Source organism: Micromonospora sp. NPDC048871, assembly GCF_043198155.1.
In the GTDB taxonomy this organism is placed as follows: Bacteria; Actinomycetota; Actinomycetes; order Mycobacteriales; family Micromonosporaceae; genus Micromonospora.
The window spans coordinates 80,431-103,076 of record NZ_JBICUM010000014.1 but is presented as its reverse complement, the minus strand read 5'-3'; the positions used below and the strand labels follow the sequence as shown (position 1 = coordinate 103,076).

The window sequence follows — 22,646 nt, the reverse complement described above, 5'->3', positions numbered from 1 at the left end:
CGGGGCGCCGGAATGCCGCCCGCGATGGCAGCAGGAGGAGGCGACATGCCCGCACCAACCGCAGGGCCGAGCGGCCGGCAGGTCGGTCCGGCCACGGCGGAGGGGACGGCCGTGACCGCGGCAGGTTCACCCCGGCCGTACGAGTGGCAGCGGAGCCGCCCCGGTCGGCGACTCACCTGGGACGGGTGCCGGTGAAGATCCGTGAGGTGCTCGGCGACGAACGACTGCGCACCTCCTTCCCGTTGCAGTCGTACGCCTTCGGCCCCTCCCCGACCCCGACGACCGAGGAGCAGCTTCGCGCGGCGTTGCCGTACCACGAGGGCAACTGCACCATGATCGTGGAGGACGAGGGTCTGGTCGCGGCTGCGGCCTCGGCCATCCCGATGTGGCAGAACCTGCGCGGCCGGGTGCTCGACATGGCCGGTGTCGCCTGGGTCGCCACCCATCCCCTGGCCCGGCGCCGGGGTCACAGCCGGGACCTGCTCCACCACCTGCTCGATGAGATGCGCCGGCGGGGGCACGTGGTGACCGCCCTGTACCCCTTCCGGTCCTCGTTCTACGCCCGGTTCGGCTACGTCAACCTGCCGAAACCCCGGACGGTCACCTTCCGGCCGGAGGACTGCGCACCGCTGCTGAAGGCGGAACTGCCCGGCGAGGTCACCTGGCAGCCGTACGCCGAGGGGTTCGACGAATACCGGGGGTTCCTGCGCCGGCTGCTGCACCGGCGGCACGGTTTCGCGCTGCCGCCGGAGCAGCAGAGCGCAGCCGGCCGCGACGCCGGCACCCGCTGGCTGGTGACCGCCCGCCGCGACGGTGACATCGTCGGCATGCTGACCTACCGGATCGACGGCCAGGGTGGACAGCTACGCGCGGACGACCTACTGACCACGGATCCCTTCGGGCGGGCCCTGCTGTTGAGGTTCTTCGCCCACCACATCGACCAGGTCTCCGAGGTGGTGCTGACCGTCCCCGCCGATGAGCTGCCCGAACTGTGGCTGGACGACCTGACCGCCCGAGTCGAGACCGTGCTCTCCTTTCCCTGCGCCCCACCCCCGATGGCCCGGGTCCTCAGCGTCGAGGGTCTGCGCGGGCTGGAGGTCGGGGCGGGTCGGGTCGGCATCGAGGTGGTCGACGACCCTTTCCTGGCCGGCGAGTACCACCTCGAGGCCGTCGACGGACGACTGGTGGTGGAGCCCGATCCCGGGCCGGTGTCGGCCGTGCTCACCGCGGCCGGATTCTCCGGGCTGGTCTACGGTGTGCTCGATCCGGTCGAGGTGCTGGCCCGAGGGCTCGGCACCTTCTCCGACGAGGCGGTCACCCAGTTGCGGGCCCTGTTCCCTCGGGCGGTGCCGTGTGTGTTTCCGCCCCGATAGCCGCGCCGACGACCAGGGCCGTCGGTGACGCGCGGCCGGGGTCAGTCGGCCCAGCCCTCGCGTACGGCCGTGGCGGCCAGGGTCACCCGGTTGTTCGCGCCCAGGCGCTGCATGAGGGCACCGACATGACGGCGTACGGTGCGCTCACTGATGCCCAGGTGCCGGGCGATCGCCTTGTCGATCATGCCGGTGAGTAGCAGCCGCAGCACCTGGTCCTGTTCGAAACTGAGCCGCTCACGGGTGCCGGTCACCGGCACCGCCCGATGCCACAGCAGGTCGAAGAAGGTCCGGAGCGCCGAGGCGATGACCGGGGTACGCACCAGCATGGCGCCTTCCATGCCGGTCGGTCCCAGCGGCAGCAGCGCCGTCTGCCCGTCGACCAGCACCATCTTCATCGGCAGCTCGGGATAGATGCGGCACTGCCAACCGGCCTCGACCGAGGCCCGTAACATCTGCGCGGAGCCGGGCAGGTCCAGGACCCCTCTGGTGTAGATGTTGCGGAAGGTCACCCCTCGGGCCACGGCGGCGGCCGGGGGCCGGCGGACCGACTGCGGGTCGGGTGGCCGGTTGAAGTGCTCCGTCTCGATGCTCATGACGTCCCGGCGGGCCGACAGGCACAGCTCGACCGAGAGGGCACCGATCTCCGCCCCGTCGGTCAACACCCGGATCCGGTCCTCCGGCAGCCGACCCCAGTCCTTGGCGCCGAGATAGTGCTGCTGCAGGGCTTCGACCTCCTCGCGTACCCGCAGCAGGCCCTCGTACCGATCGGTGATCTGCCGTTGGATGAGCAGTATCGCGTTGTCCATGGCCCGCACCGGTTCGACCGGCACCAACTCCGGCCGCCCCACATGCCGCTCCCGGGCGAAGCCCCGCTCGATCAGCTCCCGGGTCGGCCCGGCGTCGCGCAGCATGGGCTCCTCGTGCAGAGGCAACGTGCCGGCGGCCAACAGGCGCTGGTAGAGCGCGGCCGCCTCCGCGGAGAGGACTTCCGCCAGACAGGTCTTCATCCATACCCCTTTTTCCCAACAAGCTGACCGGCATCGTCGCCGCCGTCCGGTCGGGTCCTGGACGGTCCACTTGTCGGTAGGGTAGAAGTTGCCGCTGGAGCTACCCCTGGAGTGACCTCTGGAGTTCGCCCGCGTGGACCAGAATGGGCACCCGGCGAGATCCTCACGGAGGCGGTGACGGGCGATCGCGGATCAGGGCGTGCGCTTCGAGGTGCTGGGCCCGTTGCGCGTCTGGTGTGATGAGCGGCGACTCGACCTGGGGCCTGTGCAGCGGCAGGTGGTGCTGGCCGTGCTCCTGCTGCATGCCGACAAGGTGGTCGAACGAGACCGGCTCATCACCGGGATCTGGGGTTCGACCCCGCCAGCGTATGCAGTGAATTTACTACAGAAACACATCTCCGCCCTGCGGCGGGTCCTCGACCCGACACCGCAGAAGCGGGGGCCGTCGACCTTCCTGACCTGGACCGGCTCCGGATACCGCCTGGCGGTGGCCCCCGGCGGGCTGGACCTGGTGGACTTCGAGCGGGAGGTGGCCGCGGCGCGGACGGCCCGCGACAGCGGAGACACCTCGGCCGCGGCCACCGCCCTGCACTCCGCCCTGCGCCGCTGGCGGGGCCCCTTCTGCGCCGGGCTGACCAGTCCGGCCCTCGACGCCGAACGCACCCTGCTGGACGAGCGCAGGTTGGCGGCGCTGGAGGAGCGCATCGAGCTCGACCTGAACCTCGGGCGGCACCTGGCCGTGGTCGGGGAGTTACGCCAACTGGTCGCCGACCACCCGTACCGGGAGCGGCTGTGGTGTCTACTGATGGTCGCGCTGTACCGCTCCGGCCGCCAGGCCGAGGCGATCATGACCTTCCATGACGTACGGCGGCACACCCTGGACGGTCTGGGGGTGGAGCCGGGGGCCGACCTGCACCGACTGCACCAGCAGATCCTGGCCGCCGATCCGACACTGGTGATCCACGAGCCGGGGCCCTCGGTCGGCACGGCGGCGCCGTTGACCGGCCTCCGGCTGCCCGTACCGGCCCAGCTCCCCCATCCCGTACCGGGATTCGTCGGCCGACAGGCGGACCTGGCCCGCCTGGACGGCCTGCTGTCCCAGGGCTGCGAGACGGCCACCAGGACCAGCCCGGTGGCGGTGATCGCCGGCATGGCGGGGGTGGGCAAGACGGCCCTGGCGGTGCACTGGGCCCACCGGGTACGCGGCCGGTTCCCGGACGGGCAGCTCTACGTCAACCTGCGGGGATACGACCAGTTCGGGGCGGTGGCGGAGCCGGCGGCCGTGCTCCAGACCCTGCTGCACGGACTGGGAGTGCCGCCGGAGCAGGTGCCGGCCGGCCTCGATGCCCGGTCCGCGATGTTCCGGACCCTGCTGTCCACCCGGCGGCTGCTGATCCTGCTGGACAACGCCCGCGACGCCGAGCAGGTCCGGCAGTTGCTGCCCGGCTCCTGCGGCTGCCTGGTGCTGGTGACCAGCCGCAACCGGATGACCGGTCTGATGGCCACCGACGCCGCCACCCTGATCGACCTGGACCTGATGACCGCCGAGGAGTCCCGGAAACTGCTCGTAGGGCGGCTGGGCACCGGGCGGCTGAGCGCCGAGCCCACGGCGACCGATCAGCTGATCCAGCAGTGCGCCGGTCTGCCGCTGGCGTTGTCGATCGCGGCGGCCCGGGCCGCCAACCAGACCCGGTTCCCGCTGTCCGCGCTGGTGGCCCGGTTGGACACCGCCCGCGACGGCCTGGACGCCTTCAGCGTTCAGGAACGGCAGGTCGACGTACGGGCGGTCTTCTCCCACTCCTACCAGGTGCTGGACCCGGCCACCGCCGGCATGTTCCGGCTCCTCGGTCTGCATCCCGGACCGGAGGTGACCGTACCGGCGGCGGCCAGCCTGGTCGGTGTCCCCCGGGCCCATGCCGACCGGCTGATCGCGACTCTGGTCAACAGCAGCCTGATCAGTGAGCAGGCCCCCGGCCGGCACGTACTGCACGATCTGCTCCGCGCCTACGCCGTGGAGCTGACCCACAGGCACGAGGGTGAGGCGGCCCGCCGGGCCGCGGTACGCCGACTCCTCGACCACCTGGTGCTCAGTGCCCACGGCGCCGACCGACTGCTCAGCCCCTCCCGGGAGCCGATCACCCCGGTACCGGCCACAGCAGGGGTGAGTCCGGAGCGGATGACCGACCGGCAGGCCGCCCTGCGCTGGTTCACCGAGGAACAGACCGTCCTGCTGGCCGCCCTGGAACTGGCGGCCGGCCAGGGATTCGACACTCATGTCTGGCAACTGGCCTGGGCGATGACCACCTATCTGGACCGGCGCGGACGCTGGCACGACTCGGCGGCGATCCAGACCCGGGCGCTCGCGGCGGCCCGCCGGCTCGGCGACGAACGGGCCCTGGCCCTGGCCCACCGAGGACTCGGCCGGGCGGCCGTCCGGCTGCAACGGCCGGACGCCCGGTCGCATCTGACGGCGGCACTGACGTTGTTCACCAGGGTCGGGGACCGGCAGGGTCAGGCGCGTACCCGGCTCAACTTCGCCTGGCTGTGCGAGCAGCAGGGACGCCATCAGGAGGCTCTGCCCCACGTACGACAGGCGGTGGCACTGTTCCAGCGGTGCGACGACCGGATCGGCCTGGCGGATGCCCTGAACGCCCTGGGCTGGTTCCACGCCAAGCTCGGCGGGTACCGGGCGGCCCTGACCTACTGCGCCGAGGCGCTGGCGTTGGCGCGGGAGACGGGTGACGAGGACGGCGAGGCCCACATCAGGGACAGTCTCGGCTACATCCATCAGCTCGGCGACCAACCCCGCCAGGCCCTGGCCAACTATCGGGACGCCGTCCGGTTGTGGCGGGAACTCGGTGACCGACACTACGAGGCCGAGGCCCTGCACCAGCTAGGTGATCTACATCACGCGGTGGCCGAGCCTGCCGCGGCCCGCGCCGCCTGGACGGCGGCGTTGACGATCTTCGACGAGTTCCACCACCCGGATGCCGCGCAGGTGAGAGGGAAGTTGGGCAAGCTCGATAAGATGCCCGCCCGGTCACGGTGCTGACCGCCGGAGGCCGGCGACCCCGACCACCCCTGGTTGACGGGGCATGACCGGCCGGGCACCCTGACTCGCGGCCTGCGCCACAGGCCAGCCGGGGTGCGGAGACGACACCGCCGCGAGGCGATACGGGAGGGTTCATGTCTGATCCGGGCGACTCGACCGGTACCCCTGATCCGGGCCACCCTCCGGCGGAGGTCGGCTCCCGTCGCCGGGACCGGCCACGCTCGCCGAGGTTGGTGGCTGCTGCCGCCGGGGTCGTCCTGGTCGCCGGGGCCGTCGCGGACCTCGGATCGGAGGAGTCCTCCCCGGTCGAGATCTCCGTAGAGGCCGGGCCGACCGGATCCGTCCGGGACCAGTTCGCCCGGGCCTTCACCCGGGGCCCGGCCTGGGATCCTCCGGTCGTGCTCAGCATCAAGCCGCCACCCAAGGACTGACCCGCCCCGGGGTCATCTGCCCCCGACGGCCGGCAGGGCCAGCGACAGGACCCGCGGCCCGTCGAGCACCATCAGCCCGCGTCCGGCGAACTCCGTCACCGCCTCGGTGATGTCATCGGCCGGCAGGCGTTCCCCGAACCGCTGGTGCAGGCCCGACCGGGTGACCGGACGATCCACACAGGCCAGATAGATCTCGGCCAGCGGACCCTCGAAGGTGTAGGTGCCCTCCCGACCGGGCTGGCGGCCATCGTAGATCTGCAGGTGATCCGTGCTCGACCGGTAGGTGAGCACCGGAGGTGGGTCCGTCCCGGCGGCCTCGGTCCAGGCCGCCACCTGCCGGGCCAACGGCAGGTACGCCTCGTCGGAAAGGCCGTCCGTCGGTGGCTGCTCGAAGAAGTAGGCGACCCGGTCCAGGTCGGTCTCGGCCGGATACACGTACCCGTAGCTGCTTTCCGGCCGCACACCATCCGTCGCGGCCCGGGCCGCCGCGTACAGCGGACTGAACCGTTCGATCCAGATCCGGGCCGCGCCGCCGGGTGGCTGGAGATGCCACAGCTGGGGCAGGAGGGCGGCCTGCTCGGCGTAGTCGTCGGCGGTCTCCTCCGGGAAACCCCAGAGGATGTTCCACGCCACCTCGATGCCGTAGTAGCGGCACCAGCGCAGCAGGTTGATGTTCTGGGCGGCGGTGACCCCCTTGCGCATCAGCCGCAGCACATGCGAGCTGAGCGACTCGATACCGGGTTGGATGCGGGTCACCCCGGCCTGTGCCAGCAGCCGTATCTGATCACGGGTGAGGTTCGCCTTGACCTCATAGAACAGCTCGTAACCGGTGTCCGCCCCGGCCAGCTGCGGCATGAGTTCCCGCAGGTGGGTCGGGTCGAGGATGTTGTCCACCGCCTCGAACCGGAAGCTGCCGTAACGGCGGGCCTGCAGGTCCAGTTCGGCCCGTACCTGATCGGTGGTCTTGGCCCGGAACCGCATGGTGGTGCCGTTCAGTCCGCAGAAGGTGCAGTGATGCTTGGCCCCCCACCAGCAGCCCCGGGAGGACTCGAAGGGGATCCACACCCGGTGGCGGCCGGCGGCCGGCATCAGGGCCAGGTCGGCCATCCGTTGGAAGTACTCGGCATAGTCCGGCACGGTGGCGTCGGGCAACTCCAGCGGCGGGGCGGGTGCAGCCCCACCGACCCCACCCGCCACCCGGCCCAGCACCCCGGGCACGGTCAACGGGTCCGTACTGGCGGCGAGGGCCCGCAGCAGCCCGGGTAGAGCCCGCTCCCCCTCCCCGGTGACCGCCAGGTCCATGCAGTCCACCGTCCGCACCAGCTCCGGTCCCATCTCGCCGTCGAAGTTGGCGCCACCGAAGACGGTGACCAGCTCGGGCCACTCCTGCTTGAGCCGTCGGGCCAGGGCGATCGAGGCCGTGTTCTGCTGGTAGGTCGAGCTGAAGCCGACTACCCGGAACCGGTCCCACGGAAAGGTCCGCACGAGAGTGTCCAGGTAGGCCGGCACCTGAACATCGCGCAGGTACGCCAGTCGGTCCTGGAGGTCTTTGCCGGACCCGCCCAGGTGCCGCAGGTCGGCGGCGAAGTCGACGGGCAGCCTTCGCCCGCCGTCCGGCGCGGCCTCACCGAAGGCGGCGACGGAGAACAACCAGTCACCGACCAGCCGGCCCCGGTGCTCCGCCAGCAGGGAGTACTCCTGCGCCCCGATCAGGGCCGCGAGATCGAGATTCGCGTGCAGGGTACGCACCGGAAACCCGGCCTGGGCCACCGTGGCACTGAGCAGCCCTAGCTGGATCGAGGGCCGGTAGATGCCCATGAACGGCATGGACACGAGGATCACCGGCCAGTCCGGGTGCCCGGCTGCCGGCCGGTCACACTGATCGACGCCGGACGTATCGACCTCCGCTACTCGGCAGCCACCGCGCAGGCGGTCGAGGTTCGGTGTGGGTACGGGTTGCAGGATGCGCCACCGACAACCGGCGGTCAAGCCGAGCCGGACAGCGTTCGTACGGCGGGCGTCCGCGGGCGGGGTCAGGGCCTGGTCGGGCAGCCGCTGGTCACGGCGGGGCCGGGGTGGGTCGTGGCGGCAACCCGGGTCGCCGGCCTGGGTCGCCAGAGCAGGTCCACGATCGCCCCGTCCGGGCGCGTCATCTGGTGGTGTTCCCGGTAGCCCAGCCGCCGGTAGAGCCGCCGGTCGGCCTCGCTGTGCAGGTCGGCGTAGATCGGCAGACCGTGGGTGTCCATCAGTCGGTGGCTGTCGGCGAGTACGGTCGCGGCCTGGCCCGCCCGGTTGGCGTCCGGCGGCGCCGCCAGGATCGCCAGGTGGTTGTGGGGTTCCTGCGGACGGTGCGCGGCCAGGAACCGGTCCAGTCGGTGGAACCGGACCAGATGCTCCTCGCAGGCCCACCTGATGCGCTCCAGGTAGCGCGTCGGGGGTGGGATCGGACGATAGCGGTGGAACCAGACCGTGGCCGCCGCACCATCGGTGAGCAGGAAGGCGTCCCCGAACAGCAGGGCGTGTTCCACCCAGATGCGGGACACCGCGGCCAGCACGGCGGGACGCCGCCGCTCATCCGGCACCAGCCAGGCCCCCAGGGTGGTGGGGGCCAGGGTGGCGGTCACCAGATCGGTGATCCAGTCGATGTCACGCCAGCGGGCGCGTTTGACCGGCGAGACAGGGCGCATGGAAACTCCTGATGAGACACAAGTCCGAGGGGCGGCCGGGAGGCGGCGACCAGCGCTAGCCGGAGGGCGCGATGGGATGCCTAGACACGCCGGACCGGCCGCTCGCGTCCTCGGGCGATGGGATCGCCACCGCCACCGGACCGCCCGAATCAGTCGTTCGCCGGCCCGCCCGGAGCCCGAGCCGCAGCAGCCCAGGATTCAGCCACCCTCGATCCGTCACCGGTTGTCTCCAACTCCCCAGCCAACGATGCGAACGAACCCTAACCCGTCGCAACGAGACAATCACACAGAGTCCGGCGTGTCGCACCCAACACACCCCCACCCCCGCCGCCTCACCCTCCCCACCCCGTCGATCTTGCACTTTTGGTCGCCGGTTCGCGGCTTTCGGGCGTTATGTCCCGGCGGGAAGTGCATGATCGGCGGGAAAAGCAGGGCGGGGCGCGGGCGGGGAGGGCGGGCGGGAGGGGTGTCAGGGGGTGGGGGTGGGGGTGGGGCGGCGGCGGGTTAGGTGGGTGATGATGGCGGCCAGGAGGATGGCCTCGGCGGTGAGGATGACCACGGCCCAGGTGGGGCTCAGCCAGGTGGCCAGGCTGGTGTACCAGTAGCGGATCAGGAAGGTCAGCACGGTGCCGATGAACAGGACGGAGGCCAGCCCGTACACCGTGAAGGCCACCCGGTCACGGGTCCGGTAGTCGGTCACCCCGCGGGGGCCCTGGCGCACCAGCCGGCCGTAGAACCGGTAGGTGTCCGTGCGCAGGTCGGCCAGGTTCAGCGCGTGACTGAGCATGTGGTAGCCGTCCAGGCGCAGGAAGGACACCAGGTTGAGCACGGCCGTGGCGGTACCGAACAGCAACATGGTGCCGGCCAGGTCGTACAGCATCCCGGGTGAACCCCACAGGCGGATCGCGGCGAAGGGCACCAGCGCCAGCATGCTCACGAAGACCCCGGCGAAGGCGGTCGCGACCCGCCGCCGCGGGGTGAACAGCACCACGTCGTCGACCTTGCAGTACGGGGCCAGCAGCGGGAACCGCCACATCACCCCGATCTCGGTGACCCGGCCGCCGAAATATCGGCAGGTCAGTCCGTGGGCGCACTCGTGCAGGAAGATGATCACCCAGGTGACCGCCACCGCGATCAGGATCGCCGCCAGCGGCCGACCACCACCGATTCCGGCGGCCAGATCCGGCAACTGCCACCCCACGTACCCGAGGACCGCCAGGGCCAGGGCCAGCGCCGGCAGCACGAACCACCAACTGAACACCGGCGCCAGCCAGGGCAGCACCCGGTCGAACAGCCGCTGCGGGTCGAACAGCGGCTTCCGGGCCGACAGCGGACCACGCCGGGTCTTCGCCGCCCCCTCGGCGGCCGAGGAGGTCAGCGCGGCCAGGGCCGCCGGATCGGTAGCGCCGTGCAGCAGTTGCCGCTTGTGCAGCATGCCGAACAGTTGCTGCCAGTTCTCCGGCCCCAGCCGACGCTGGTAGGCGCTGGCGTACTCGCCTGCTAGGTCCTCCAGGCTGCGGGTGCCGTCCATCCGGGACATCAGGAAGTGCTCCCGGGGCCCCACCCGGTAGAACCACCCGGTCTCCGGGTCCTTGACGTGGTGCACGAGCTTGCCCTCGCGCCACACCCCGGGGCCGAGCACGATCTCGGACCGCAGCCGGGGCCGGGCCCAGGTGGCCTGCTGCCCGGCCTCGACCGTGGTCATCGGGATCCGGCCGGCGCCGGCTCGTCGAGCAACGCGGCGCGCATCAGGTACGACAGGTAGATCTCGTCGAGGATGCTCACCCCGAGTCGGTTGTTGGTCATGTGCACGTACGAGCTGAGCAGGATCGGTACGACCGCGTCGAGGTCGCTGACCACCCGGGGCTCGGCGTCGCCGCGCTGGAAGACCAGGGTGCCCTGCTCGGCCGCGGCGGCCACCCGGTCACGCAGTTCCCGGCAGTGCGCCGCCCAGCGTGGCCAACGAGACCTACCAGGACTTCGTCCGCCGTCATCCCGACCGATGAGCGGTGCGACCCTCTCGGGTCGCACCGCTCGTCGGTCATCGTGCGGAGGCCTCCGGCGGCGGCCCCTCGGCCGCCACCGGCTCGGGCGTCTCCTCGAGTACCGGCAGGCCCAGCCGCCGTACCGCCTCGGCCACCAGCGCATCGCTGGTGGAGCGGAGGTCGATGACGATGCCGGGCTCGTCCGGCCAGAGCGGTTCCAGGGTCGCCGTCTGGGAGTCGAGCAGGCTGGGCGGCATGTACTCATGGGTACGCACCGACATCCGCTCCCGGATGACCTCGGTCGGGCCGTGCAGGTGCACGAAGAACACCCCCGGGGGTCCCTGCCGCAGCAGGTCCCGGTAGGAGCGCTTGAGCGCCGAGCAGGTCAGCACGGTGGAGACCCCCTCCCGGTGCCGGGCGGTCATCCAGTCGGCCAGGGCCTGCAACCAGGGCCAGCGGGCGTCGTCGTCCAGTGGTATGCCGGCCCGCATCCGGGCCACATTGGCCTCGGAGTGGAACTCGTCGGCCTCGGCGAAGGTCAGTCCGGTGGACGCGGCGATCCCCCGGGCCACCGTGGTCTTGCCCGCGCCGGAGACCCCCATCACCACTATGTGGCGAGTCGGCGGCTCACCAGTCATGGACCGTGCCGTCCTTGAGCCGGTTGAACGGCAGGTACGCCGGCTGGTACGGGAAGCGGGCCGCGGCCTCCTCGTCCAACTCCACCCCGATACCGGGCTGCTCCCCCGGGTGCAGGTATCCGTCGGTGAAGGTGAAGGACTGCCGGAACACCTCGTTGGTCAGCGGACCGTGCCGCATGTACTCCTGGATGCCGAAGTTGTGGATGGCCAGGTCCAGGTGCAGGGCGGCGGCCATGCCGACCGGGGAGATGTCGGTCGGGCCGTGGATGCCGGACTTGATCTGGTACTGGGCGGCGAAGTCGAGCAGCTTGCGCATGGCGGTGATGCCGCCGGTGTGGGTGACCGCAGACCGCACGTAGTCGATGAGCTGTTCCCGGATCAGGGTCTGGTAGTCCCACACGGTGTTGAACACCTCGCCGATGGCCAGCGGGGTGGTGGTGTGCTGCCGGACCAGCCGCAGGGCCTCCTGGTTCTCCGCCGGGGTGCAGTCCTCCAGCCAGAACAGGTCGTACGGCTCCAGGGCCTTGCCCAGCTTGGCGGCCTGGATCGGGGTCATCCGGTGGTGACCGTCGTGCAGCAGCGGCAGCTCCGGGCCGAACTCGTTGCGGACCGCCTCGAAGACCCCGGGCAGGTGCCGCAGGTAGGCGCGGGTGTCCCAGTCCTCCTCGGCGGGCAGGGGGGTGCGCTGGGCCGGCTCGTAGTCGTAGCGCTTGCCGTCCGAGCTGGGCTGGGCGGCCACCCCGTACACGGCGTTGATGCCGGGCACGGAGGTCTGCACCCGGATCGAGCGGTAGCCCTGCTCCAGGTGGGCGCGGATGGAGTCGAACAGCTCCGGCACGTCGCGGCCGGAGGCGTGACCGTACGCCATGATGCCGTTGCGGGAGGCACCGCCGAGCAGCTGGTAGAGCGGCATGCCGGCGGCCTTGGCCTTGATGTCCCACAGGGCCACGTCCACCGCGGCGATGGCGGCCATGGTGACCGGGCCGCGCCGCCAGTACGCCGAGCGGTAGAGGAACTGCCAGGCGTCCTCGATGCGGTGCGCGTCCCGCCCGATCAGCAGGGGCACCACATGGTCGCGCAGGTAGGAGGCGACGGAGAGTTCCCGGCCGTTGAGGGTGCCGTCACCCAGACCGGTGATGCCGTCCGCTGTTGTGATCTTCAGTGTGACGAAGTTGCGGTCAGGGCTGGAAACGATGACGTCGGCAGCGACGATCTTCACGAGGGGGTGCCTTTCTCGCAGTCAGCGGAGGGTGGTGCCGGCGGCGTTGCCGGTCAACAGGGAAAGCTCGTCACGGCGGGGCAGACCCTCCCAGTCACCGTGCGCGGTGACCGCGAAGGCGCCGAGGGCCACCGCCCGCCGCAGCCGGTCGGGCAGGTCCAGGCCGTCCAGGTGGCCGGAGAGGTAACCGGCGGTGAAGGCGTCACCGGCGCCGACGGTGTCCACCGCGGTCACCGGTACCGCCGCCATCTCCCGCACCCCTTCGGGGGTGTACGCGCGGGCCCCGTCGGAACCGAGCTTGACCAGCACGGTCTGCACCCCCCGGTCCAGCAGGGCGGCGACCATCCCGGCCTCGTCGGTGCCGGGCTCGGCGACCAGGTCCAGTTCGTCCGCGGAGGCGATGACGATCGAGGCGTACCCGGCCAGGGGGGTCAGCACGGCGCGGGCGGCGTCCCGGGACCAGAGCCGGGCCCGGTAGTTGACGTCCAGCGACACCGTCATCCCGGCGACGGCCGCCTGGCGGGCCGCGTACTCCGTGGCCTGTCGGGCGCTGTCGGACAGGGCCGGGGTGATGCCGCTCAGGTGCAGCACCCGGGCACCGGCGGCCAGCGGCCCGGCCAGATCGTCGGGGCGCAGGGCGGAGCCGGCCGAACCGGCCCGGTGGTACCGCACCCGGGTCAGGTCGGCGGTGCGCCGTTCCAGGAACATCACTCCAGCGGGCCGGTCGGGGTCGCGGGCCACCCCCTCGGTGGCCACCCCCTCGGCCCGCAGTTGGCGCAGCACGAACTCGCCGAGTTCGTCGTCGCTGACCCGGCCCACCCAGGCGCTGCGGTGGCCGAGCCGGGCCAGCCCGATCGCCACATTGGTCTCCGCCCCGGCCAGGTGCATGGTCAGCGGACCACCGAGGGCCAGCGGGCCGGCGGAGCGCAGGGACACCAGGGCCTCGCCCAGGGTGAGCACCTCCACGCCGGGTACGGTCACCGGGGCCCCGCTTCGCGGACCGCCACCCGGTAGGCGCGGGCCCGCTCCCGCAGGGCGTCCAGGTCGCCGCCGGAGGCGGCGTCGCCCACCAGCGGACCCCCGACCCCGACCGCGATCGCCCCGGCCGCCAGGTAGCCGGGCAGCTCGGCCAGGCCCACCCCACCGACGGCGACGAAGCCGATGTCCGGGAAGGGGTCCCGCAGCGCCTTCAGGTATCCCGCACCACCCACCGAGGCCGGGAAGAGCTTGACCACGCTGGCCCCCCACCGCACGGCGGTGTACGCCTCGGTCGGGGTGAGGGCCCCGGCGGCTACCGGCAGGCCCCGCCGGACCGCCTCCGGGATGGAGTCGACCACGGCGGGGGTCACCACGAACTGGGCCCCGGCCGCCGCCACGTCGGCCACGGCCGCCGGGGTGAGCACCGTGCCGGCACCCACCAAGGTGCCGGCGGGGGCGTCCGCCCGGATGGCCGCGATGGCGTCCAGGGCCCCCGGGGTGGTCAGGGCCACCTCGACGATGGACACCCCCTCGGCCAGCAGGGCGGTGCCGGCAGCGATCGCGGCGGTGGTGTCCGTACCCCGGATGATCGCCAGCAGCCGCTGGGCGGTGAGTTCGGTGGTGAGCAGGTCGGTCATGATCACCATTCCGCGTACGAGCCGTCGGGGTGCCGGAACATCGGGCTGCGCCAGGCGTGACCCCGCTTGTCCGCCGCGCGCACCGCCTGCTCGTCGATCTCGATGCCCAGCCCCGGTGCGGTGAGGCGCTGGACGTACCCGTCGACGAAGGTCAGCGGCTGCTGGTCGACACAGTAGTCGAGCACCTCGGCACCGAGGTTGTAATGGATGCCGATGCTCTGCTCCTGGATCAGGTAGTTCGGGGTGGCGAACCCGACCTGGAGGCAGGCGGCCAGGGCGATCGGCCCCAGCGGACAGTGCGGGGCCAGTTGCACGTCGAAGGTCTCCGCCAGGGCGGCGATCTTGCGTACCTCGGTGATGCCCCCGGCGTGCGACAGGTCCGGCTGGGCCACCGCGATACCGGCCTGGAGCACCGGCAGGAACTCCTGCCGGTTGTAGAGCCGTTCCCCGGTGGAGACCGGGGTGGTGGTGGAGCGGACGAACTCCCCGATCAGGTGGGAGTTCTCCGGCACCACCGGCTCCTCCAGGAAGAACGGCCGGTACGGCTCCAGCAGCGGGGCCACCCGGCGGGCGTTGGCCAGGGTGAACCGGCCGTGAAAGTCCACGGCCACGTCCCGGTGCTCGCCGAGCACCTCCCGGGCGGCGGCCACCCGCTGGACCACCGCGTCGAGTTCGGCGACGGTGGCCAGCGGGCTCATCCGCCCGGAGGCGTTCATCTTCACCGCGGTCAGTCCGGACTCCACCCGCGCGGCGATCTGGTCGCGCACCTCGCTGGGCTCGTCACCGCCGACCCAGCCGTACACCCGGATCCGGTCTCGGACGGGTCCGCCGAGCAGCTGGTGCACCGGGGCGCCGTACCGCTTGCCGGCGATGTCCCACAGGGCCTGGTCCAGCCCGGCGACGGCGCTGGCCAGGATCGGGCCGCCCCGGTAGAAGGAGCCCTTGGTCATCACCTGCCAGTGGTCCTCGATCCGCAGCGCGTCCTGGCCGATCAGCAGCTCGCTGAGCTGCTCCACGGCGGTGCGTACGGTCTCCGAGCGGCCCTCGCAGGTGGCCTCGCCCCAGCCGACGAGGCCGTCGGTGGTCTCCACCCGGACGAACAGCCAGCGGGGTGCTACCAGGAAGGTCTCGACGCGCGAGATGGTGGTCATGGTGCTCAGCCCTTCGTCGCGCCTGCGGTGAGTCCGGAGACGATGTACTTCTGCACGAACAGCGCGATGAGCATGATGGGCAGGGTGACCACCGTGGTCGCCGCCATCAGACCGCCCCAGTCGATGCTGGCGTAGCCGACGAAGTCGAAGATCGCCACGGGCAGGGTCTTGGTGTCCGCGCCGGAGAGCACCAGGGCGAACATGAAGTTGTTCCAGGAGAAGATGAAGGAGAGGATGCCGGCGGTAGCGATGCCCGGCACCGACAGCGGCAGGGTGACCCGCCGGAAGGCTCCGATCGGGGTCAGCCCGTCGACCTGGGCGGCCTCCTCCAACTCGTCCGGCAGGCCGTCGAAGAAGCCCATCATGATGTAGACGATCAACGGCAGCGAGACGAACATGTGGCTGAGGATCAGCACGGTGAAACCGCCGACCATGCGCATGTTCGAGAAGACGTAGTACCAGGGCACCAGCAGCGAGACACCGGGGATGACCCGGGCCATCAGCACCACCAGCGCCGACTTGCGCATGTTGAACCGGCTCATCGCGTACGCGGCCGGCACCCCGAGCAGCAACGACAGCACGGTGGCGGCGAAGGCCACCCAGAGGCTGTTGCCGATGAACTGGATGTAGTTCGCCTGCTGGAGGACGGTGCTGTAGTTGTCCAGCGTCGGCGAGAAGACCAGGGCCTTGCTGGAGTCGTAGATGTCGACGTTGGTCTTGAAGGAGGCGGCGACCATCCAGACCAGCGGCGCCACCAGGGAGAGCACGACGACGACCAGGGCCACCGCGCGGAAGGCCCGGAACCCGGCGCTTGCCTTCATCGTCCGGCCTCCTTCTTCTTACGGGAGGTGAGGAGCCACATCACACCGATGATGATCAGGAAGAACAGAATCAGCACCGTCGAGGAGAGGCCGTACTCGTTGTAGTCGAAGCTCAGCCCGTAGGCGTACACGTTGAGCGTCTCCACCTCGTTGAAGGAACCGCCGCCGCGGCCCTTGGTCGCGTAGAGGATGTCGAAGGTCTTCAGCGCGTCGATGCCGCGCAGCAGCACCGCGACGATCACGGTGGGCATCAGCAGCGGCAGGGTGACGTGCCGGAACCGCTGCCAGGTGCTCGCGCCGTCGATCATCGCCGCTTCCTGCGGCTCGTCGGAGAGCGAGGTCAGACCGGCCAGCAGGATCAGCACCACCATCGGGGTCCACTGCCAGATGTCGATGAAGATGGTGGTGGCCAGCGCGCTGTTCTGCCCGGCCAGCCAGGGCTGCGGGCCGATGCCGACCCAGCCGAGGATCTGGTTGGCCATACCGATGTTGGGGTCGAAGATGAGCCGCCACATCATGCCGACGGCCACCGGGGTGGCGACCAGCGGCAGCAGGATCGCGACCCGGACCCACTTCTCGCCCTTGAACGGACGCCACAGCAGCAGGGCGATCGCCATGCCGAGCACTACCTCGAAGAAGAGCGCGGCACCGGTGAACGCGGCGGTCCGGCCCACGGCCGGCCAGAACCGGTCGGTGTCGCTGAGCACGTCCAGGTAGTTGCGCAGTCCGATGAACTCCGACTCGGCCCGCACGGACCCCGAGGAGTCGGTGAGGCTGAGGTAGATGGTCCAGGCGAGCGGGAAGATGATCAGCGCGGCGACGAAGGCCATGGCCGGGGCCGCGAAGAGCCACTTGCGATGGTCGTTGGCCCAACGGGCCCAGCCGGGCGTGTCGGGCATGACTCCGGCGCCGCGTGGCGTCCGGCTGGGTGCGGTTACAGCTGGCATCAGATCTCCGTGAGGGGGAGGCCGGACGGGGGTGGCGGGGCGACGCCCCCACCACCCCCGTGCCCGGACTTAGCGGGCCTCGTCGTCCAGGAACTTCTGGAAGGCCTGGTTGGCGGCCTCGGCGGAGGCGGCAGCGTCCTTGCCGGTGATGGCGTCGACGATCGGCTGACCGACGATCTCGCGGGCCTGGGCGACCCGCTCGACCACCGGACGGTCGTGACCGACACCGTTGGCCAGGCTCACGGTGATCGCCTCGGCCATGTCCTTCGGGTAGGTGGCGATGCCCTCGGGGTTCTCCCACACGGAGGTACGGGCACCCGGCACGCCGGCCTTCTGCTGCTCCAGGGTCTGCGCCTTACCGGCCGCCCACTGGATGAACTTCCAGGCGTTGTCCTGGTTCTTCGAGGCGTCGTTGACGGCCAGACCCCAGGAGGGCACGTTGTACGGCTTCGAGCCGGCCGGGCCGGCCGGGAACGGCGCGAACCCGACGTTCTCGGAGACCTTCGACTTGGCCGGGTCGGTGGCGTTCTTGTAGAGGGAGTTCGCCTCGGGGTAGAAGGCGGCCTGGCCCTGGGTGAAGATGGCCATCGCCTCGGACCAGCTCATGTCGGTGCTGATGTTTGCCGGGCCGTGCTCCCGCAGCAGACCGCCGTAGTACGCGTACGCCTGCTTGGCGGCGTCGGTGCTGACCGCGGACTTGCCGGACTCGTCGACGAAGTCGCCGCCGAAGCTGAACAGGAAGCTGGAGAACTGGGTGACCGCGGCGGCCTTGCCGGTACGCGCGACGAAGCCGGCCACACCCGGGTTGTCGGCCTGGATCTTCGCGGCCTGGGTCTTCAGCTCGTCCAGGGTCGCCGGCGGGGCGCTGAAGCCGGACTTCTCCAGCAGGTCCTTGCGGTAGTAGAGCACCTGCTGCTCGGTGATGATCGGCACGCCGACCACCTTGTCCTCGTAGGTGGTGGCGCTCAGCGGGGCGGCCTGGAAGTCGGCTAGGTCGAAGTCGCTGCTGCCCTTGGCCTTGTCGGTCAGATCGGCGAGGTACTTGTTCTTGGCGAACAGCCGGCCTTCCTGCAGCGGGCGGTACATCATCACATCGATGTCGCTGGAACCGGCGTTGAGCTTGACGTTGTACTGGTCGGACAGCTGGTCCTCACCGAGCTGGGTGACCTCGACCTTGAGGCCGGTCTCCCGCTCGAACTCCGGCAACGCCTTCCGGATGTTCTCGGTCCAGACATGGTTGACCAGGGTGACCCGCACGGTGTCCGAGGAGCCGCTGTCGTCACCGCTGCCGCAGGCGGACAGCGTCAGGGCGGACACCATCGCCAGAGATATCCCGATTTTCGACCGACGTCCCACGTCCGTCTCTCCTTCTGTGTTGGTCGCGACCGTGGGGGAACGGACACGACAACGGGGTTTTACATCCGCTTAACGTCCGGATGCTAGGCCGAAAAAGCAGACTTATACAAGGGGTACTCCTAACTGATACGATCCGAGACGTGATTGTGCCCTCATCTGGGGTTGCACCCGCTCAGGCCGCCCCAGTCGAGGCTGGGCTGCACGGACGGGTCCTCGACCACCTCGGCACCGCCATCTGCGGCGGGGAGCTGACCGCCGGCGCGGTGCTCAACATCGATGAACTCGTCGACCGCTACGCGGTCTCCCGATCGGTGGTCCGCGAAGTGTTACGGGTGCTGGCTTCGATGGGGTTCATCGAGACCCGTCGCCGGGTCGGGGTCATGATCCGCTCGGCCGATCATTGGAACGTCTTCGATCCCCAGGTGATCCGGTGGCGGCTGGCCTCGGCCGGGCGCATCGCCCAGATCCGCTCGATCACCGAGCTGCGTACCGCCATCGAGCCGCACGCGGCCTGGCTGGCCGCCCAACGGGTCGACCACGACGACGCCAGCGAGCTGGTCGGGCTCGCCGCGAAGATGTGGGCCGCCGGCAAGGCCGGTGACGAGGAGCGCTTCCTGCGCCTGGACATCGAGTTCCATCAGCGGGTGCTGCGGGCCTCCGGCAACGAGATGTTCGTCAAACTCCAGAACCTGGTCGCCGAGGTGCTCATCGGTCGGCATCACTACCACCTGATGCCGCACTACCCGCACGAGCAGGCCCTCCAACTGCACGCCGAGGTCGCCCAGGGGATCCAGCGACACGACGGCGACAGCGCCCGCCGGGCGATGGTGCAGATCATGGAGCACGCCTTCGAGGAGATGTCCTCGATCTGGGAGCAGGCCCTGCACGCCGAGACCGAACCGGCCTGAGCCCGGGGGTCAACGCAGCCCGGGGGTCAGCGCGGTCGGACCAGCCACTCCCAGGCCCGCCGCAGCCCCAGCCGTACCGGGTCGCCGGCTTCCTCGACCTGTTCGGCCGGCCGGTCCGCGCTCAGCTCGGGCAACTGCCCGGCCGGCACGGACAGCACCACCCCCCGCTCGTGCAGGGCGGCGATCTGGTCGCGGTGGGCGAAGCGGTGCGGGTCCTGGCCCCGGGGCAGCTTGACGATCACCCCGTGGAAGATGTCCTGCCGTTCGTCGGCGACGACATGCTCGACCACTCCGAGGTACGCCGAGTCGGGGGCGTAGACCGCGGTGCCGTCGGCGAGCACCAGGTACGAGACCTGCGCGCCGAGATCCGTCACGGCCCCTCCCCTCGCTTCGCCCTGTGGGAGCCCTCGGTTACCCGCTGACCGTCGCCGCACACACCCTGACCGTCACGGGACCACGCCGGGGCGCCAACAGGCCTACGATGCCCCGCATGGCGCTGCTGCACCGGGCCCACGCCCGCCCCACCAGACTCGAACTCGTGGCCGCCTGGCTGCCCAGCCGCGACTGGTACCAGGGGGACGCCGCCGCCGAGCTGGTGCGGGTGGCCGCGTACCGGTTCGACGACCCGGCCGGTGAGGTCGGCATCGAGACCCTGCTGGTGCGCGCCGGAGCCGGCCCGGTGCACCAGGTGCCGCTGACCTACCGCGGGGCACCGCTGCCGGGCGCCGACGCCTGGCTGCTCGGCACCATGGAGCACTCCGTCCTCGGCACCCGCTGGATCTACGACGCCTGCGCCGACGGGGTGTACGCCGCCGCCCTGGCCGAGGCCGTCCTGGCCGGTAGCGGGCAGGCCGAGGAGTACTACGAGGTCGACGGCCACCGTGAGGTGCGCCCGCCGAGCATGGAGATCACCAGTGACCCGGGCGGGATCCAGGTGCCGGCCGTCGGCGAGGTACGCCGGGTCGAGGACGGGGCGCTGACCCTGATCGTCACCGACACCGTGCAGCTGACCCTGGTCCGCCGACCGGACGCGGCCAGCGGCGAGGCACCGACCGGCACGGCCGCCACCCTCACCGGCGCCTGGGACGGGGCCAGGGTCCCGCTGGCGTACGCCTCGCTGCGCTGACCTGCGCCTCGGTGCGCTGACGCCCGGCGAACCCCGAGGTGCCGCGACCACCGCCCCCGGGCCGCCACGGACCTCGTGCATACCCAGTATGCTCCTGGATCATGCGACCCCACCCCACGCACCGCACCGTCGCGCTCACCGCCGTGCTCGGCGGACTGCTGCTCGGCATCCTCGACTTCATCTGGATCAAGTTCCTGCCCTATCCCGTCGCCGAGCTGGGCAACTCCAGTGCGGTCTGGGCGGTAGCCGCCTTCGGCTTCGGCTACTGGGTGCGTACCGGCTGGGTGCGGGCGGCCCTCGGCGGCGCCGCCGCGCTCGTCATCGCGGTACCCGGCTACTACCTGGCGGCGGCGATCATCCAGGGCGACGACTGGGCGATCCTGTGGGCACCCACCTCCTTGCTCTGGATGAGCTTCGGGGTCCTCGCCGGAGTGATCTTCGGCGTCGGCGGAGTCTGGGCACGCGGCCGAGGCTGGTGGCAGACGGTGGGCCTGGCCCTGCCCGGCGCGGTGCTCCTGGCCGAAGCCCTGATCAACGCCCGCCGCATCAACCACCCCAACTACGGCATCGACCCGCTCTGGGACGCCCTGATCAAGGTCGGGCTGGCCATCCTGGTCGTGGTCCTCGCCGGCCGTACCGCCCGGTCCCGGCTGCTCGCGCTGGCCACCGCCCTCCCCCTGGCCCTGCTCGGCTTCGTGGCCTTCCGGTTGGCCGGCTTCGACGGCGTCTGACCTGCTCTTTCCGTGGCTGCTTGCGAGACAGGTCGGGCCCGGCCGGGAGACCACGGGGGTCTTCCGGTCGGGCCCGGCCGAGTGCGCTACCGGCCTACACGCGGGTCGGCTGCACCGGGAAGGACGGGACGGGAGGCAGTTCGCTGTCGTCGAAGTCGTAATCCAACTCGTTGACCACCTCCACCACACCACTCACCCGGGCCGCCAGCCGACCCGCGATGTGCACCGCCGAGCGGCGGTCCAGCCGTCCGCGCATGGTCACCACACCGTCGCGTACCTCAACCCGGACGGCTCCCGCGCGCACCGCCAGGACCCGACGCAGCACCTCCTGCACCACGTCGTGGCGGATGTCCGCGTCCGGGCGCAGGTGTACGCGCAGCAGGTCGGAACGGGTGACGATGCCGACCACCCGACCCAGGTCGTCCACCACCGGCAGCCGCTTGACCTGCTCGCGGTCCATCAGCTTGGCCGCAGCCACCAGGGAGGTGTGCGGGGAGGTGGTCACCGCCGGCGCGGTCATCAGCTCCCGAGCGATGCCGGCCTCACCCTTACGGCGGGTCCGGCGCAGCCGGGAACCCTCGAAGATCCGCCGCTCGTGCGGCTCCCCCATCCACTCCACCTTGTGCAGCAGATCCGCCTCGGACACCACACCCCGGACGTGCCCGAAGTCGTCCACCACCGGCACCGCACTGATCCGCCGTTCGGCAAGCAGATCGACGATCTTCCGGTACGGCGTCTGCTCCACCACCGTGGCGACGTCCCTCGTCATCACGTCTTCCACCTGCCAGGCCCGCATCACGACCTCCTCTGTAAGTCTTGCGAGTTCACGCTATTCCGGATGCCACCGGCCAGGTCAGTGCTGCCCGACCCGGCCGACCGGGACCTCTGGCCCACCCCGCCCGGGCACCTCGGCACCCGGCCGCGCGGGGCAGCACGCAGCGCGACCGGTTGGTAACGTGACGACGATCTCGCTTCTGGCGGTCGGCGGCGTCCCGGGGAGGCTCGCATGTGGGCGGACGAGGCTGCGTTGGACGCCACGCGACGCCGCCTCGACGAGTGGGAGACGTCATTCGCCGACCGGGCCCAGCGGGCCAGGGCCCTGTCGGCACGGGTGAGCACCCTGACCGGCACCGCCCACAACGCCGACCACAGCGCGCAGGTTGCGCAGGTCGAGCGTTTCATCGCCGATCGCGGTCTTGCTCCGCGTGTCTTTATCGTGGGGAAGTGGAGGCTGGTCTCATCGTGCTCCGGCCCGGGGTGGGCTGGACCGCCACCGGAGGGCTCTTCGACTGGACACTGGAATTCTTGATCTCCCGCCTCTCCGACCGGACCATTGCCGAGCAGCTACAGGAGATCGTGGACAACAACCTGGGGTCGTTGTGGCTGCACGAGCTGCCTGGCTCCGCGCAACAGGAGATCATCGGGCATCTGCGCAACGGCCTGGTCTCGGCGGGCGAGGCACAGCTTCCCGACACCGGGCGGAAGGCAGTCGTCCTCGGTCACCTTCAACAGTTGGTGGATGCCACCCATGCTGCGGGGTTTCCAGAACACCCCGGATCGTGACCACTGGCCTCTCCGGAGGCCTCCGAACACCATCC

At 70.8% G+C, this 22,646-nt stretch carries 22 protein-coding genes; 7 read left to right on the top strand and 15 right to left on the bottom strand.

All coding sequences use genetic code 11. The annotated features are described in order from the left end of the window. The first annotated feature begins 185 nt into the window (after window positions 1-185). Entirely contained in the window at window positions 186-1,373 is a 1,188-nt protein-coding gene (gene eis / locus ACGFIK_RS24385; protein WP_327025833.1) for a GNAT family N-acetyltransferase, read from the top strand. Between the two features lie 41 nt (window positions 1,374-1,414). Here eis and ACGFIK_RS24380 read toward each other — a convergent pair whose 3' ends face one another. Next, window positions 1,415-2,380 (bottom strand): LuxR C-terminal-related transcriptional regulator, encoded by a 966-nt coding sequence (locus tag ACGFIK_RS24380; RefSeq protein ID WP_393341505.1) that lies wholly within the window; start codon window positions 2,378-2,380, stop codon window positions 1,415-1,417. Window positions 2,381-2,579: 199 nt separating this feature from the next. Here ACGFIK_RS24380 and ACGFIK_RS24375 point away from each other — a divergent pair, with 199 nt between their 5' ends. Both ACGFIK_RS24375 and ACGFIK_RS24370 read left to right on the top strand, forming a co-directional pair. Then, window positions 2,580-5,432, top strand: a complete 2,853-nt coding sequence (locus ACGFIK_RS24375) for a BTAD domain-containing putative transcriptional regulator (RefSeq protein WP_393341503.1) — start codon at window positions 2,580-2,582, stop codon at window positions 5,430-5,432. A 134-nt stretch (window positions 5,433-5,566) separates the two neighbouring features. After that, a complete protein-coding gene (locus ACGFIK_RS24370; RefSeq protein ID WP_393341500.1) occupies window positions 5,567-5,863 on the top strand; it encodes a hypothetical protein in 297 nt (98 codons plus the stop codon). Between the two features lie 12 nt (window positions 5,864-5,875). On the opposite strand, the gene ACGFIK_RS24365 is transcribed toward ACGFIK_RS24370, so the two are convergent. The 12 genes from ACGFIK_RS24365 to ACGFIK_RS24310 all read right to left on the bottom strand — a co-directional run bounded on the left by ACGFIK_RS24365 (window position 5,876) and on the right by ACGFIK_RS24310 (window position 18,247). Then, complete coding sequence (locus ACGFIK_RS24365; RefSeq protein WP_393341497.1) at window positions 5,876-7,705, bottom strand: RiPP maturation radical SAM C-methyltransferase; 1,830 nt, start codon at window positions 7,703-7,705, stop codon at window positions 5,876-5,878. 191 nt (window positions 7,706-7,896) lie between these two features. Next, window positions 7,897-8,550, bottom strand: a complete 654-nt coding sequence (locus ACGFIK_RS24360) for a hypothetical protein (protein ID WP_327025828.1) — start codon at window positions 8,548-8,550, stop codon at window positions 7,897-7,899. A gap of 469 nt (window positions 8,551-9,019) precedes the next feature. Next, window positions 9,020-10,255, bottom strand: coding sequence for a M50 family metallopeptidase (locus ACGFIK_RS24355; protein WP_327025827.1), 1,236 nt, complete (start codon window positions 10,253-10,255; stop codon window positions 9,020-9,022). Further along, entirely contained in the window at window positions 10,252-10,698 is a 447-nt protein-coding gene (locus ACGFIK_RS24350; protein WP_327025826.1) for a lantibiotic dehydratase C-terminal domain-containing protein, read from the bottom strand. The genes ACGFIK_RS24355 and ACGFIK_RS24350 overlap by 4 nt, the downstream gene beginning before the upstream one ends. Then, a complete protein-coding gene (locus ACGFIK_RS24345) occupies window positions 10,592-11,173 on the bottom strand; it encodes a gluconokinase (RefSeq protein ID WP_327025825.1) in 582 nt (193 codons plus the stop codon). Before ACGFIK_RS24345 ends, ACGFIK_RS24350 begins: the two co-directional genes overlap by 107 nt. Next, window positions 11,163-12,392 carry a D-mannonate dehydratase ManD gene (gene manD, locus ACGFIK_RS24340; RefSeq protein WP_327025824.1) on the bottom strand — a complete coding sequence of 410 codons (1,230 nt, stop codon included), beginning with the start codon at window positions 12,390-12,392 and terminating at the stop codon, window positions 11,163-11,165. The genes ACGFIK_RS24345 and manD overlap by 11 nt, the downstream gene beginning before the upstream one ends. Window positions 12,393-12,413: 21 nt before the next feature. Beyond that, on the bottom strand, window positions 12,414-13,373 hold the full coding sequence (locus ACGFIK_RS24335) for a sugar kinase (protein ID WP_393341492.1): 960 nt from the start codon (window positions 13,371-13,373) through the stop codon (window positions 12,414-12,416). After that, window positions 13,370-14,008 (bottom strand): bifunctional 4-hydroxy-2-oxoglutarate aldolase/2-dehydro-3-deoxy-phosphogluconate aldolase, encoded by a 639-nt coding sequence (locus tag ACGFIK_RS24330; protein ID WP_327025822.1) that lies wholly within the window; start codon window positions 14,006-14,008, stop codon window positions 13,370-13,372. Before ACGFIK_RS24330 ends, ACGFIK_RS24335 begins: the two co-directional genes overlap by 4 nt. Before the next feature lie 2 nt (window positions 14,009-14,010). Further along, the gene (dgoD, locus tag ACGFIK_RS24325) at window positions 14,011-15,159 is read right to left on the bottom strand and encodes a galactonate dehydratase (protein ID WP_327025821.1); all 1,149 of its coding nucleotides are present in this window, start codon (window positions 15,157-15,159) and stop codon (window positions 14,011-14,013) included. A 5-nt stretch (window positions 15,160-15,164) separates the two neighbouring features. After that, entirely contained in the window at window positions 15,165-15,980 is an 816-nt protein-coding gene (locus ACGFIK_RS24320; RefSeq protein WP_327025820.1) for a carbohydrate ABC transporter permease, read from the bottom strand. Then, a complete protein-coding gene (locus ACGFIK_RS24315; protein WP_327025819.1) occupies window positions 15,977-16,927 on the bottom strand; it encodes a sugar ABC transporter permease in 951 nt (316 codons plus the stop codon). Before ACGFIK_RS24315 ends, ACGFIK_RS24320 begins: the two co-directional genes overlap by 4 nt. A gap of 69 nt (window positions 16,928-16,996) precedes the next feature. Further along, a complete protein-coding gene (locus ACGFIK_RS24310; RefSeq protein ID WP_393341488.1) occupies window positions 16,997-18,247 on the bottom strand; it encodes an ABC transporter substrate-binding protein in 1,251 nt (416 codons plus the stop codon). 176 nt (window positions 18,248-18,423) lie between these two features. Here ACGFIK_RS24310 and ACGFIK_RS24305 point away from each other — a divergent pair, with 176 nt between their 5' ends. Then, window positions 18,424-19,191, top strand: a complete 768-nt coding sequence (locus tag ACGFIK_RS24305) for a FadR/GntR family transcriptional regulator (protein ID WP_327025817.1) — start codon at window positions 18,424-18,426, stop codon at window positions 19,189-19,191. Window positions 19,192-19,217: 26 nt separating this feature from the next. On the opposite strand, the gene ACGFIK_RS24300 is transcribed toward ACGFIK_RS24305, so the two are convergent. Beyond that, on the bottom strand, window positions 19,218-19,565 hold the full coding sequence (locus ACGFIK_RS24300; RefSeq protein ID WP_327025816.1) for a hypothetical protein: 348 nt from the start codon (window positions 19,563-19,565) through the stop codon (window positions 19,218-19,220). A gap of 116 nt (window positions 19,566-19,681) precedes the next feature. Here ACGFIK_RS24300 and ACGFIK_RS24295 point away from each other — a divergent pair, with 116 nt between their 5' ends. Beyond that, window positions 19,682-20,317, top strand: coding sequence for a hypothetical protein (locus tag ACGFIK_RS24295; RefSeq protein WP_393341485.1), 636 nt, complete (start codon window positions 19,682-19,684; stop codon window positions 20,315-20,317). Between the two features lie 101 nt (window positions 20,318-20,418). Next, window positions 20,419-21,048 (top strand): DUF6518 family protein, encoded by a 630-nt coding sequence (locus ACGFIK_RS24290; protein ID WP_393341482.1) that lies wholly within the window; start codon window positions 20,419-20,421, stop codon window positions 21,046-21,048. A gap of 94 nt (window positions 21,049-21,142) precedes the next feature. Here the strand turns inward: ACGFIK_RS24290 and ACGFIK_RS24285 are convergent, their stop codons facing one another. After that, window positions 21,143-21,844, bottom strand: a complete 702-nt coding sequence (locus ACGFIK_RS24285; RefSeq protein WP_327025813.1) for a CBS domain-containing protein — start codon at window positions 21,842-21,844, stop codon at window positions 21,143-21,145. A 428-nt stretch (window positions 21,845-22,272) separates the two neighbouring features. On the opposite strand from ACGFIK_RS24285, the gene ACGFIK_RS24280 reads away from it, so the two are divergent. Then, entirely contained in the window at window positions 22,273-22,611 is a 339-nt protein-coding gene (locus ACGFIK_RS24280) for a hypothetical protein (RefSeq protein ID WP_327025812.1), read from the top strand. Window positions 22,612-22,646 lie beyond the last annotated feature (35 nt).

What these genes read in the sequence shown, in the direction of transcription:
- ACGFIK_RS24380 (WP_393341505.1), bottom strand. Translation starts at nt 2,380, where the DNA reads ATGAAGACCTGTCTGGCGGAAGTCCTCTCCGCGGAGGCGGCCGCGCTC.
- ACGFIK_RS24370 (WP_393341500.1), top strand. Translation starts at nt 5,567, where the DNA reads ATGTCTGATCCGGGCGACTCGACCGGTACCCCTGATCCGGGCCACCCT.
- ACGFIK_RS24360 (WP_327025828.1), bottom strand. Translation starts at nt 8,550, where the DNA reads ATGCGCCCTGTCTCGCCGGTCAAACGCGCCCGCTGGCGTGACATCGAC.
- ACGFIK_RS24355 (WP_327025827.1), bottom strand. Translation starts at nt 10,255, where the DNA reads ATGACCACGGTCGAGGCCGGGCAGCAGGCCACCTGGGCCCGGCCCCGG.
- ACGFIK_RS24350 (WP_327025826.1), bottom strand. Translation starts at nt 10,698, where the DNA reads ATGCGCTGGTGGCCGAGGCGGTACGGCGGCTGGGCCTGCCGGTACTCG.
- ACGFIK_RS24345 (WP_327025825.1), bottom strand. Translation starts at nt 11,173, where the DNA reads ATGACTGGTGAGCCGCCGACTCGCCACATAGTGGTGATGGGGGTCTCC.
- ACGFIK_RS24330 (WP_327025822.1), bottom strand. Translation starts at nt 14,008, where the DNA reads ATGACCGACCTGCTCACCACCGAACTCACCGCCCAGCGGCTGCTGGCG.
- dgoD (WP_327025821.1), bottom strand. Translation starts at nt 15,159, where the DNA reads ATGACCACCATCTCGCGCGTCGAGACCTTCCTGGTAGCACCCCGCTGG.
- ACGFIK_RS24320 (WP_327025820.1), bottom strand. Translation starts at nt 15,980, where the DNA reads ATGAAGGCAAGCGCCGGGTTCCGGGCCTTCCGCGCGGTGGCCCTGGTC.
- ACGFIK_RS24315 (WP_327025819.1), bottom strand. Translation starts at nt 16,927, where the DNA reads ATGCCAGCTGTAACCGCACCCAGCCGGACGCCACGCGGCGCCGGAGTC.
- ACGFIK_RS24310 (WP_393341488.1), bottom strand. Translation starts at nt 18,247, where the DNA reads ATGGTGTCCGCCCTGACGCTGTCCGCCTGCGGCAGCGGTGACGACAGC.
- ACGFIK_RS24295 (WP_393341485.1), top strand. Translation starts at nt 19,682, where the DNA reads ATGGCGCTGCTGCACCGGGCCCACGCCCGCCCCACCAGACTCGAACTC.
- ACGFIK_RS24290 (WP_393341482.1), top strand. Translation starts at nt 20,419, where the DNA reads ATGCGACCCCACCCCACGCACCGCACCGTCGCGCTCACCGCCGTGCTC.
- ACGFIK_RS24285 (WP_327025813.1), bottom strand. Translation starts at nt 21,844, where the DNA reads ATGCGGGCCTGGCAGGTGGAAGACGTGATGACGAGGGACGTCGCCACG.